11 protein-coding genes are annotated in these 11728 nt (G+C 53.1%); 1 reads left to right on the top strand and 10 read right to left on the bottom strand.

The features are described from left to right. Positions 1-34 precede the first annotated feature (34 nt). The 5 genes from cysE to MKX63_RS07805 all read right to left on the bottom strand — a co-directional run bounded on the left by cysE (position 35) and on the right by MKX63_RS07805 (position 5042). Entirely contained in the window at positions 35-727 is a 693-nt protein-coding gene (gene cysE / locus MKX63_RS07825) for a serine O-acetyltransferase (protein ID WP_341016367.1), read from the bottom strand. A 420-nt stretch (positions 728-1147) separates the two neighbouring features. Next, a complete protein-coding gene (gltX, locus tag MKX63_RS07820) occupies positions 1148-2611 on the bottom strand; it encodes a glutamate--tRNA ligase (RefSeq protein ID WP_341016366.1) in 1464 nt (487 codons plus the stop codon). Positions 2612-2669: 58 nt separating this feature from the next. Next, on the bottom strand, positions 2670-3158 hold the full coding sequence (gene ispF / locus MKX63_RS07815) for a 2-C-methyl-D-erythritol 2,4-cyclodiphosphate synthase (protein WP_341016365.1): 489 nt from the start codon (positions 3156-3158) through the stop codon (positions 2670-2672). Next, on the bottom strand, positions 3155-3853 hold the full coding sequence (gene ispD / locus MKX63_RS07810) for a 2-C-methyl-D-erythritol 4-phosphate cytidylyltransferase (RefSeq protein ID WP_341016363.1): 699 nt from the start codon (positions 3851-3853) through the stop codon (positions 3155-3157). Before ispD ends, ispF begins: the two co-directional genes overlap by 4 nt. 100 nt (positions 3854-3953) lie before the next feature. Next, complete coding sequence (locus MKX63_RS07805; protein WP_341016362.1) at positions 3954-5042, bottom strand: PIN/TRAM domain-containing protein; 1089 nt, start codon at positions 5040-5042, stop codon at positions 3954-3956. 210 nt (positions 5043-5252) lie between these two features. Here MKX63_RS07805 and MKX63_RS07800 point away from each other — a divergent pair, with 210 nt between their 5' ends. Continuing rightward, the gene (locus tag MKX63_RS07800) at positions 5253-5648 is read left to right on the top strand and encodes a hypothetical protein (RefSeq protein ID WP_036692322.1); all 396 of its coding nucleotides are present in this window, start codon (positions 5253-5255) and stop codon (positions 5646-5648) included. Here the strand turns inward: MKX63_RS07800 and MKX63_RS07795 are convergent. The 5 genes from MKX63_RS07795 to clpC all read right to left on the bottom strand — a co-directional run bounded on the left by MKX63_RS07795 (position 5635) and on the right by clpC (position 11725). Continuing rightward, the gene (locus MKX63_RS07795) at positions 5635-5787 is read right to left on the bottom strand and encodes a hypothetical protein (protein ID WP_341016361.1); all 153 of its coding nucleotides are present in this window, start codon (positions 5785-5787) and stop codon (positions 5635-5637) included. The genes MKX63_RS07800 and MKX63_RS07795 overlap by 14 nt on opposite strands. After that, on the bottom strand, positions 5780-6517 hold the full coding sequence (gene pssA / locus MKX63_RS07790; RefSeq protein WP_076081725.1) for a CDP-diacylglycerol--serine O-phosphatidyltransferase: 738 nt from the start codon (positions 6515-6517) through the stop codon (positions 5780-5782). Before pssA ends, MKX63_RS07795 begins: the two co-directional genes overlap by 8 nt. A gap of 64 nt (positions 6518-6581) precedes the next feature. Next, the gene (disA, locus tag MKX63_RS07785) at positions 6582-7658 is read right to left on the bottom strand and encodes a DNA integrity scanning diadenylate cyclase DisA (RefSeq protein WP_076161525.1); all 1077 of its coding nucleotides are present in this window, start codon (positions 7656-7658) and stop codon (positions 6582-6584) included. A 13-nt stretch (positions 7659-7671) separates the two neighbouring features. Then, on the bottom strand, positions 7672-9039 hold the full coding sequence (gene radA / locus MKX63_RS07780) for a DNA repair protein RadA (protein ID WP_036692317.1): 1368 nt from the start codon (positions 9037-9039) through the stop codon (positions 7672-7674). 217 nt (positions 9040-9256) lie between these two features. Further along, positions 9257-11725: an ATP-dependent protease ATP-binding subunit ClpC gene (gene clpC, locus MKX63_RS07775; RefSeq protein WP_341016360.1), complete on the bottom strand. Its 2469-nt coding sequence runs from the start codon at positions 11723-11725 to the stop codon at positions 9257-9259. Between the last annotated feature and the right edge of the window lie 3 nt (positions 11726-11728).

Raw genomic sequence — 11728 nt, 5'->3', positions numbered from 1 at the left:
CTATAGTCCCCGGATTCCTGAAATGCCGGTGCTTTTAAATTTCGTAATCACCGATATATTGCTGGCTTTCGAGCCGCCGCTGTTCCTTCTTCTGCTTATCTTCAGCACCCATCTGTTCTCTTAGCTCCTCGATTTCCTTCTGCAGGAACTTGAGGGAATCAATCAGCGGGTCTGGCATCTTGGTATGATCCAGCCGGTCGGATACACGTTCCCCGTTACGCTTGACCACACGCCCGGGATTGCCGACTACTGTACTGTTGTTAGGCACTTCACGCAGCACAACTGCGTTAGAGCCGATGTTAGAATTATCGCCGATCCGGAAGGAACCCAGTACTTTGGCACCAGAGCCGATGACTACATTGTTGCCGACGGTAGGGTGGCGCTTGCCCTTCTCTTTACCGGTTCCCCCAAGTGTAACGCCCTGATAGATAATGACATCATCGCCAATCTCACAGGTCTCACCAATGACAATACCCATTCCGTGGTCAATAAACAACCGACTGCCGATGACCGCGCCCGGATGAATCTCCACTCCCGTCATGAACCGGCTGATCTGCGAGACTATGCGTGCCAGGGTAAACCAGCGGCGTTTGTAAAAAGAGTGGGCCATCCGGTGTGCCCATATCGCGTGAAGCCCGGCGTAAGTGAAGACGACCTCGAACCTGCTGCGGGCGGCGGGATCATTGTCGAATACTGCCCGTATGTCCGACTTGATATGCTTAAACATCACGGTTCCCCTCTTCTTTGAGATGCATTCTTATATTTCAACAAAAAACGCCCCTGCAGCATGATAGCTGCAGAGACGTTTAACCGCGGTCCCACTCTGCTTGAACATTCGAATACGTGAGAGCTGTTAAACTTCGCAGCCCCTATACCCGGTGTTCCTCTTGGTGTCTGTAACGGCGACAGCCCGGCACAATCTACAGCCCCGCACAGGGACGTTCAACCATGCAGCTCACAGGTGCATCTTCAGCGGCAGACAAATGAATAACTCCCAGCCTGCAAGGGCGTTCACCCTTAAGCGGTTATTCTCTCTGGTAATTGTCCGGATACGCCTACTTTTCCTGATCCCAGCTATTCGTATATTCTTCTATCTTAGCGAAAAGACGCAGAACTGACAAGGGTCTCTCCCCTTGCATGTCCCTGCCTAAGCGCCTTTGATTTGTGATTTCAGGCGTTCAATCACCCGGCTGCGGCCGAGCAGCGCAATCGTTGCATTCAAGTCACGGCCATGCATCTGTCCGGTAAGAGCGACACGAATCGGCATAAACAGCGCTTTGCCCTTGTGTCCGGTCTCCTTCTGCACTTCCTTGATCAGAACAGCCATATGCGGAGCGCTGAAGTCTTCGGCAGCCTCCACTTTGGCCAGAAATACAGACAGCACTTCAGGAACCTGAGCTTCGGCAAGCACCCCTGCCGCTTCGGTCTCCAGCTCCAGATGGCCTCGGAAGAATAGCTCGGAGAGCGCGACAATATCCGATGCGGCTGTCATTTGCTCCTGGTACAGCGCAACCAGGCTCTCCGCCCAGCTCTGCTGCTCCTCATTAAGTACCTCAGGCAGACGGCCCGCCTTCTGCAAATGAGGAATGGCGAGTGCCGCAATCCGCTTAGGATCGGCATGCTTGATATAGTGATTGTTCAAATGCGCCAGCTTGTTCGTGTCGAACACTGCCGGGCTTTTCGACAAGCGGTCTGCCGTAAAGATCGAGATCAGCTCTTCCCTGGTGAAGATCTCCTCTTCCCCCTCAGGCGACCAGCCCAGCAGGGTGATGAAGTTGAACAGAGCTTCCGGCAGGTAGCCCAGCTGATCGTACTGTTCGATAAACTGAATGATCGATTCATTCCGTTTACTCAGCTTCTTATGATCATCGCCGACAATCAGCGTCATATGGCCAAAGAGCGGAGCTTCCCAGCCCAGTGCCTCATAAATCATGAGCTGGCGCGGGGTATTGGAAATATGATCTTCTCCGCGCAGCACATGAGAGATAGCCATCAGATGGTCGTCCACCGCTACGGCGAAGTTATAGGTCGGAATACCGTCCTTCTTCACGATGACGAAGTCGCCCATTTCTTTGCTGTTGAACGAAATGCTGCCTTTTACGATATCATTGAAGGTATAAGTGCGGTCTTCCGGCACAAGGAACCGGATGCTGGCCACGCGGCCCTCTGCCTCAAAGGCCAGTCGCTGCTCCTCGGTCAGATTACGGTGTTTGCCGGAATACCGCGGGGTTTCGCCGCGTGCCGTCTGCTCCTCGCGTTCAGCCTCCAGCTCTTCCTCCGTGCAATAGCAGCGGTAAGCCAGGCCGCGGTCCAGCATATCCTGCCAGTAGACACGGTATAGATCCAGACGCTCAGTCTGGCGGTAAGGCCCGTATTCGCCGCCCACATCCACACTTTCATCCCAATCGATTCCCAGCCACTTCAAATACTTCAGCTGGCTCTCTTCACCCTCTGCAATGTTGCGCTTAAGATCTGTATCTTCAATCCGGATAATGAATTTGCCGCCCAGATTGCGGGCGAACAGATAGTTAAACAAGGCTGTTCTGGCATTTCCGATATGTAAATGTCCCGTAGGGCTCGGTGCGTAACGCACCCGAACTTGATCCGCCATGGGTTTCCCTCCGCTTCATATTGGTTAAAATTAGGCCTTTACTTGCGCTAAAGCCATCTCACGATGATATCACATCTTGCAGCAGACAGACAATAGATTGGGCGGCAATTCCCTCTCCGCGCCCCGCGAAGCCAAGCTGCTCAGTCGTTGTTGCTTTTACATTCACCTTCGCTGCGTCAGCACCCAGTGTACGGGCAATAATCTCCGTCATCTGCGGAATATAAGGTGCCATCTTCGGTTTTTGCGCAATGATGGTTGAATCAATATTCCCCAGCCGGTATCCGCGCTCACGCGCAAGTGCCCATACCTGCTCCAGCAGCTTCAGGCTGTCAGCATCCTTGAAGGCCGGGTCTGTATCCGGAAAATGTCTGCCGATATCCCCAAGGCCCAGCGCTCCCAGTATAGCGTCGCTTACAGCATGCAGCAGCACATCCGCATCGGAATGCCCCAGCAGCCCCTTTTCATAAGGAATACTAACTCCGCCGATAATACACGGCCTTCCCTCGACCAGCTGGTGTACATCAAATCCTTGTCCTACAGCAATCATCTGTGTTCCTCTCCCCTGCTTCTTACTGTGAATTCAGCGAAATCCAGGTCCTCCGGCGTCGTGATCTTAATATTCATATAGCTTCCTTCTACAACTGACACGGTAATCCCGCTGCGTTCCGCCAGACTGGAATCATCGGTTCCGAGAAAACCGTCCCGCTCTGCCTGCTCATAGGCCGACAGCAGATCGGACAAACGAAAAGTCTGCGGGGTCTGAATCGCCCACAGACTTCGCCGGTCCGGCGTTGACAGCACCTTGCCTTCACTGTCTACCTGCTTAATCGTATCCTTAACCGGTACTGCAAGCACCGACGCTCCGGCGGACTGCGCCCGCTCGTAGCAAGCCTCTATCTCGCTGTCCTGCACGAATGGCCGTACCCCGTCATGAACCATGACCCAATGGGTCTTAAGTTCCTCCAGTCCGCGGCGAACCGAATGCTGGCGCTCCGTCCCCCCGGGAATGACCGCAACCACCTTGTCCAGCTTGAAGGCTTGTACCCATTGCTTACAGCGCTGCACATCCTCTTCCCCGGTGACAAGCACAATCTCGGAGATCAGCTTATTCCGCTGGAACACCTCCAGGGTATGCACAATAATCGGCTTGCCCTGCAGCAGCAAATATTGCTTACTCTCTGCCGTTCCCATCCGGGTTCCTCTGCCTGCCGCTACGATAACGACGCCAACACTGTTTGACATGCTTTCGGCTCCTGTCTTTCTTTCACGTATACTCCCATCATAACGTGTTTGACTGGCATTTCCAAGCCCGAAAGGGTGCTGCCGGAGACCAGGGCTGAACTTATTGTGCTTTTTCCAGAAGCTTCGGTTTGGCAAAAATCATCCGTCCTGCCGATGTCTGCAGCACGCTCGTCACCAGAACCTCCATCGTAGTGCCGATATAATCCCGGCCGCCCTCCACCACAATCATCGTGCCATCGTCCAGATAAGCTACGCCTTGTCCATGTTCTTTGCCGTCCTTAATCACCTGAACAATGATCTCTTCGCCCGGCAGAACCACCGGCTTCACTGCATTTGCCAGGTCATTAATGTTCAGCACCGACACACCCTGCAGCTCACACACCTTGTTAAGGTTGAAGTCGTTGGTAACGACCTTGCCGTGCAGTACTTTCGCCAGCTTGACCAGCTTGCTGTCCACTTCCGAGATCTCCTCGAAATCCCCTTCATAGATTAGCACCTTGACGTCCAGCTCTTTCTGAATCTTATTTAGAATATCGAGCCCTCTGCGCCCGCGGTTACGCTTCAGCAGATCTGATGAGTCCGCAATATGCTGGAGCTCCTCTAATACAAACTCAGGAATAACAATCGTGCCTTCGATGAAGCCGGTTTTACAGATGTCAGCAATCCGTCCGTCAATAATCACGCTGGTATCCAGGATCTTATGCTCCTGAGTTCCACGCTCCTCCGGTTCAGTGGCGCGTGCCCAGCGTCCCGTATTCCAGAAGGAAGCCAGCTCCTCCTTCTTCTCCAGACCGATCCGCAAGCCTATATAACCCAGAGCAAGCGTAGCAGCTACCTGCAGCAGTTCCCCTGCTTTGCCCAGCCAGGACATAGCGGGATACAGCAGCAGAGACAGCAGCAGACCTCCCGTAAGCCCTGCTGCGCCTGCAGCAAGCTCATTCATCGGGATACGCGAGCAATACGCAACCATCTCCCGCAGCTTTGAACTTGCCCATTCCGCGCATAAAGTCCCCGCAATCAGAAAAATAATGGCACCCAGCACCGCAAACAAAATGCTTCCTTCCATAGGCAAGCTATTCTCCAGTTTCCCAAGGCCTGCCGGGAACCCTCTTTCTGCCGCGTGATATAGCGAATAACCGGACCAGGCTCCACAACACCCGGCAAGTATCAAAACAAACTTTTTCCACATAACCTCGCACCTCCTTTTATTCATCCATCAATCCTCTATACCTCACCAGTATGTTCCAATTTTTAGGACAATAATCCGAGGAAACGTTATTTTTTCTGCAAGCCCGGAATTTCCAGTCGCCTCTATTGCCGTAAACTGCTATTCTTGGTTGAAAATGAGGGAGGCCCTGGCATATAATGAACTCAATTCGAACCCAGGGGTGAATGGAAAATGAGCGCACCAAGTTTACAGGCCTTTCAGGATCAAGTCTCCGAACTGCTGCTCCGTCACCGTAGTCTTCTGGATGTAATGTCCAAGAACGGACAGAGCAGTGCTTCCGTCAACCGGGCTGTCGTCAAAGCCATTACCGAATGCGGCTGCATTCAGCTGCATGCCACCAAGCAGGTCTTCGAGCCGACTCTGGGACTTGAGCAAGCCAAAGAGCTTGCCGGGACTCATCTGGCAGGAGAGCTGTGTGAGAACTGCCGCGAGGTCATTGGCTCCGAGCTGGGCCGCGAGCTGTTCTACATGTCTGCACTCTGCAATTTGCTTGCTATCAATATGGACGAGGTTGTCGCCAAGGAATCGCAGAAATGCGCAACACTCGGGTTGTTCAACTTGTCCTGAGCAGACCGTCCGTGCTCTCCTTCATCCATTCCGCCAGCTCCGAAGGGCCGTATTCCGTATACTTCCCTTCCCGCAGGCAGCAAAAAGGCATTGCACTCTCCTGATATTCAGGAAAGGCAATGCCTTTTGTACTAACCATTCTTGGAATGATATACCTTATCTTCCGCGCGTCTTCTGCGGCGGCGTTGCCGCCGTACCTTAAATAGTCCTAAGCTCTGTCTAAAGCCATACAAAGCATACAGCGCCAGCAGTCCAAAGATCAGCTTGGCAATCTGTTCAGGGAAGACCACCGCAACAGCTACAGCGATCACGATAACTACAGGTGCGCCAATAACTGCTTTTTTGGGAAAACCGATCTTCTTGAAATTGGGATACTTCACTGTGCTGACCATCAGATACGACAGCAGCAGGGTAGCGACAATCATGAATGGTGCAGATACATCCTTATGGAAAAGTGCAAGCGTGGCCAGAACCCCGCCTGCAGCAGGAATCGGCAATCCTACGAAATATCCGGGAATCCCCGGACGGACATTGAACCGGGCCAGACGCAAGGCTCCGAATACAGGGAAGATCGCTGTGACCGTCCACCCCAGTGCAGGATTCAGCTCCTGCAGACTTGTTAAATACATAATCAGCGCCGGTGCGACTCCGAACGAAACGACATCGGATAAAGAATCCAGCTCCTTGCCGAATTCACTCTCGCATTTCAGCGCACGGGCCATACGGCCATCCAGCCCATCGAGCAGCATCGCGATAATCACCATGATAGCGGCCATGCTCAGCTTACCGTCAAACGCCATCATGATACCAAACATTCCAAGCATCAGATTACCTATCGTAAAAAGACTTGGAATTGATTTTTGTATCATTTCTTCACCTCAATTTTCCTACTTGTACTGCATGGGACTGCAACATTACGTGATTGTATGGTATTTACATTTGTCTGTCAATAAGAACTTGTTTCTGGAGCCGCTTCAGCCCGTCCTGAATATTACGTGCCCGAACCTCGCCAATGCCGTCTACTTCATCAAGCTCAGCTATGCTTGCCGTCATCAGGTTAGGCAGCATTTCGAAGCGTTCCACCAAGTTGTGGATGATTACATTCGGCAGCCTTGGGATCTTGTTCAGCAGGCGGTAACCGCGCGGAGTCACAGCTTCTTCGGAGGAAATGGCTGTTGAGGAATAGCCCAGCAGGCGGGCAATGTGGTTGTCATCCATCAGTTCATCATCGCTACTGCGCTTCAGCCCGGCAATGATCTCACGGATCTTCTCCTCCTGCTCTTCTCTGGCATAGTCTCTGTACAGCAACCATGCTTCTTCCTCTGTATTTCCAACCAATTCTTCCATCTGCATACTGATCAGCCGGCCTTCATTGCCAAGCTCGTTGATGTAACGCTTAATTTCCATTTTGATTCTCAGCACCATCTCCACGCGCTGGATTACACCGACGACCTCGGCCACAGTCACAATCCCTTCGTATTCGGAAGCGGACAGGTTGGTCAGCCCTTGGGTCAGAACGGCTTTGTACTTCTCCAGAGTCTGAATCGCCTGGTTGGCCTTGGCCAGAATGGCGCCAATTTCCTTGAGCGCGTAACGGATGGAACCCTGATACAGGGTAATAATATTCCGGCGCTGGGAAATGGAAACGACGAGCTTGCCGGTCTGCTTCGCTACACGTTCAGCCGTCCGGTGCCGGATTCCTGTCTCGATCGAAGAGATGGAGGAATCGGGAATCAGCTGCGTATTGGCGTACAGAATCCGCTTCAGATCCTCGCTTAGAATAATCGCTCCATCCATTTTGGCCAGCTCGTATAAATAGTTTGGCGAAAAATCGCAGTTAATGGAGAAGCCGCCATCGACAACCTCCATAACCTCCGGACTATATCCGACAACAATCAGTGCTCCGGTCTTCGCGCGAAGCACATTCTCCAGCCCTTCCCGGAAGGGTGTTCCGGGTGCAGCCATTCTAAGCAGATCATTCATATTATCTGATGGATTATATTCTTTCATGTCCCTGTGCCCCCTAATCTAACGCGACCGCTAGTGCCTGTGCTACTGTGCTGACGCCTATAATCTGAATATCCTGCGGATGCTTCCAGCCCTTCAGACTCTTCTCGGGCATAATGACCCGCCGGAAGCCAAGCTTGGCCGCCTCCTTCACCCGCATCTCTGCGCGTGATACCCCTCTCACCTCACCGGTAAGCCCTACCTCCCCGAAAAACACATCATACGGCTTGGTCGGAAAATCACGGAAGCTGGAGGCAATGCTGATGGCGACAGCCAAATCCACCGCCGGCTCATCCAGCTTCACCCCTCCCGCAACGTTGAGGTAAGCGTCCTGATTCTGCAGGAACATGCCCATCCGCTTCTCCAGTACAGCAATGATCAGCGCCATCCGTTGATGATCCATACCTGTGCACATTCTGCGGGGCGAAGGGAAATGTGTCGAAGCAACCAGCGCCTGCAATTCAACAAGAACCGGTCTTGTACCCTCCATGCTGGCGACCACCGCTGACCCGGCCACTCCAAGCGGGCGCTCGGACAAGAACAGCTCCGACGGGTTCTCCACCTCAGTCAGCCCGATTTCCCCCATTTCAAAGATCCCGATCTCGTTGGTGGAGCCGAAGCGGTTCTTCACTGCCCGCAGCAGACGGTAGGTATGATGGCGTTCCCCTTCAAAATAAAGGACACAATCCACCATATGCTCCAGCATACGCGGGCCGGCAATCGCACCTTCCTTGGTTACATGCCCTACAAGCACCGTAGCAATTCCCCGGATCTTAGCAATCCGCATGAATCTTGTTGTACATTCCCGCACCTGTGCTACACTGCCCGGCGCACTGGTTACTTCCGGCATAAATACAGTCTGAATCGAGTCAATGACCAGAAATTGAGGCTGAATCTGCTCAATGGCTTCCTCAATGCTCTCCATGTTGGTCTCGCACAGAACATACAATTCCGCAGACAGCGCTCCGAGGCGGTCAGCCCGCAGCTTGGTCTGCCGCACAGATTCTTCCCCCGAGATATACAGCACGCGCAGCCCTTGTGTAGTCAAGGCATGCGAGGTCTGCAGCAGCAGGGTCGATTTCCCGATTCCGGGGTCGCCTCCAACCAGTACCAGCGAGCCGGGTACGATCCCGCCGCCAAGCACGCGGTTAAGTTCGCCGATGCCCGTCAGAATACGCGGCTCCTTGTCACTTTCTATATTTATGATCGATTGCGCCTTTTCTTTACTCTGAAAAATAGGTGCATTCATGCCTTGTGTTTTGACGACGCTTTCCGTTTCCTCTACCATCGAGTTCCATTCCTGGCACCCCGGGCACTTCCCGAACCATTTCGGTGATTCATAGCCGCATTCGGTACAGAAAAATTTTGTTTTAGGTTTAGCCATGTGCACTCCTTACCGTCCGAACTTGCTAAAATTGCGGATATTTTACTCTTATTCAAAGTTTACCATTTCTGCACACTGAACGGAAGGACACTTAAGATCTAGTTTTCATTTGCGTCTTTTTTTAGGCATGGTTAGGCATGCCTGGGGAGAGGAAACAAATAAAGCTCCCGCCCCTCTATACGGAGGAGCGAGAGCTTTGTTTCATTTTCCGGAACAATTATTCAGTTTCGACTGTTTTCTCCAGGGAGACTTCGGCCGGTGCTTCAACGGTGGTTACGACCAGTTCGCCGTTCACCTCATCAATGTTAAGGGAATCCCCTTTCTTGATGTTGCCTTTGAGCAGCTCTTCGGAGAGGCGGTCTTCGATATGCTTCTGAATCGCCCGGCGGAGCGGACGGGCACCAAAGGCCGGATCATAACCCTCTTTGGCCAGGAACGCTTTGGCCCCGTCGGTAAGCAGGAAGTCTACATCATACTCACGCAGACGCTTGCGCAGCTCGTCGGACATCAAGGTAACGATCTCTGCGATATGCTTCTCCTCCAAAGAGTGGAAGACGATGATCTCATCGATCCGGTTCAGGAACTCAGGCCGGAAGCTCTTCTTCAGCTCTTCCATAACCTTGCCCTTCATATTGGTGTAATCGGCGCCTGCATCTTGAACGGCCGTGAAGCCAAGCGTCGAATTCTTCTTGATTGCCTGTGCCCCGACGTTCGAGGTCAGGATGATCAGGGTATTGCGGAAATCGACCACGCGGCCTTTGGAATCGGTCAGACGGCCGTCTTCCAGCACCTGCAGCAGAATATTGAATACTTCAGGGTGGGCTTTCTCGATCTCATCCAGCAGGACAACCGAGTACGGCTTGCGGCGCACCTTCTCTGTCAATTGTCCGCCTTCTTCATACCCGACATACCCCGGAGGCGCTCCGACCAGACGGGAGGTGGAATGCTTCTCCATGTACTCCGACATGTCGATGCGGATGACCGCATTCTCGTCGCCGAACATTGCTTCGGCAAGCGCCCGCGCCAGCTCGGTTTTACCAACCCCGGTAGGTCCGAGGAAGATGAAGGAGCCCATCGGACGTTTCGGGTCCTTCAGCCCCGCACGCGCCCGGCGGAGTGCCCGGCTTACCGCCTTAACGGCCTCATCCTGGCCGATAACACGTTCATGCAGCAGAGCTTCCATATTCAGCAGACGGTCCGTCTCCTCTTCCTTCAGCTTGCTGACCGGAATGCCGGTCCAGCTGGCCACCACCTGTGCGATATCCTCAGGTGTAACCTGGGAATCGGTGCGGCCCTGCTTTTCTTTCCACTGGTTCTTCGTAGTATCCAGCTCTTCACGAATCTTCTGCTCGGTATCGCGCAGTGCAGCAGCCTTCTCGAACTCCTGGCTCTGTACTGCGGAATCCTTCTCCTTGCGGATGTCATCCAGACGCATTTCGAGTTCCTTCAGATTCGGCGGAATGGTGTAAGAATTCAGTCTGACCTTGGAGCCCGCTTCATCAATCAGGTCAATCGCCTTGTCCGGCAGGAAGCGGTCTGGAATATAACGGTCCGACAGCTTAACAGCTTCCACAATGGCTTCATCCGTAATTTTCACCCGGTGATGGGCTTCATAGCGGTCACGCAGGCCGAACAGGATCTGAACAGCTTCTGCAGGCGAAGGCTGATCCACCGTGATCGGTTGGAAGCGGCGTTCCAGGGCAGCGTCCTTCTCAATATATTTGCGGTATTCATCAAGCGTTGTAGCACCGATGCACTGCAGCTCACCACGGGCCAGGGCAGGCTTCAGGATGTTGGAGGCATCAATTGCGCCTTCCGCCCCCCCCGCTCCGATCAGCGTATGCAATTCATCGATGAAGAGCACGATATTGCCTGCTTGGCGAATCTCATCCATGATTTTTTTGAGGCGGTCTTCGAACTCACCGCGATATTTCGTACCGGCCACTACAGAACCCATATCAAGGGTCATGACACGTTTGTCGCGCAGTGTCTCCGGAATTTCATTGTTGATGATCTTTTGGGCCAGACCTTCGGCAATCGCCGTTTTACCAACCCCGGGCTCACCGATCAGTACCGGATTATTCTTGGTCCGGCGGCTGAGCACCTGAATAACACGTTCAATTTCCTTGCTGCGGCCAATCACAGGATCGAGGTTACCATCCTTGGCATAAGCCGTCAGATCACGGGCCAGACCGTCCAATGTTGGCGTACTGACGTTAGCCGGAGCTCCGCTGTGGCTGGAGGTGGCTTCACTGCTGCCAAGGAGCTGCAATACCTGCTGGCGGGCCTTGTTCAGACTAATGCCGAGATTGTTTAGCACACGGGCTGCTACGCCTTCTCCCTCACGGATCAGACCGAGCAGGATATGCTCTGTTCCCACATACGTGTGACCCAGCTTGCGGGCTTCGTCCATGGACAGCTCGATTACCTTCTTGGCACGAGGAGTATAAGCGATGTTGGTCGGTTGTTCCTGACCTCTGCCAATCAGCGTTTCCACTTCATCCTGTATCTTCTCCAGACCCAGACCAAGTCCGATCAATGCCTTAGCGGCAATGCCGTCTCCTTCACGAATCAGTCCGAGTAAAATATGCTCTGTCCCAATGTTGTTGTGTCCCAAACGTACGGCTTCTTCCTGCGCCAGCGCCAGCACCTTTTGTGCGCGTTCCGTAAATCTTCCAAACATCATATC

This window comes from Paenibacillus sp. FSL R7-0179 (assembly GCF_038002265.1).
In the GTDB taxonomy this organism is placed as follows: domain Bacteria; phylum Bacillota; class Bacilli; order Paenibacillales; family Paenibacillaceae; genus Paenibacillus_AQ.
This window is presented reverse-complemented; position numbering and strand designations above follow the sequence as displayed.

Bases quoted from the DNA above. Each gene is read 5' to 3' on its own strand.
- ispD (WP_341016363.1), bottom strand. From the start codon at position 3,853: ATGTCAAACAGTGTTGGCGTCGTTATCGTAGCGGCAGGCAGAGGAACC.
- gltX (WP_341016366.1), bottom strand. From the start codon at position 2,611: ATGGCGGATCAAGTTCGGGTGCGTTACGCACCGAGCCCTACGGGACAT.
- cysE (WP_341016367.1), bottom strand. From the start codon at position 727: ATGTTTAAGCATATCAAGTCGGACATACGGGCAGTATTCGACAATGAT.
- MKX63_RS07800 (WP_036692322.1), top strand. From the start codon at position 5,253: ATGAGCGCACCAAGTTTACAGGCCTTTCAGGATCAAGTCTCCGAACTG.
- clpC (WP_341016360.1), bottom strand. From the start codon at position 11,725: ATGATGTTTGGAAGATTTACGGAACGCGCACAAAAGGTGCTGGCGCTG.
- radA (WP_036692317.1), bottom strand. From the start codon at position 9,039: ATGGCTAAACCTAAAACAAAATTTTTCTGTACCGAATGCGGCTATGAA.
- ispF (WP_341016365.1), bottom strand. From the start codon at position 3,158: ATGATTGCTGTAGGACAAGGATTTGATGTACACCAGCTGGTCGAGGGA.
- disA (WP_076161525.1), bottom strand. From the start codon at position 7,658: ATGAAAGAATATAATCCATCAGATAATATGAATGATCTGCTTAGAATG.
- pssA (WP_076081725.1), bottom strand. From the start codon at position 6,517: ATGATACAAAAATCAATTCCAAGTCTTTTTACGATAGGTAATCTGATG.
- MKX63_RS07795 (WP_341016361.1), bottom strand. From the start codon at position 5,787: ATGGTTAGTACAAAAGGCATTGCCTTTCCTGAATATCAGGAGAGTGCA.
- MKX63_RS07805 (WP_341016362.1), bottom strand. From the start codon at position 5,042: ATGTGGAAAAAGTTTGTTTTGATACTTGCCGGGTGTTGTGGAGCCTGG.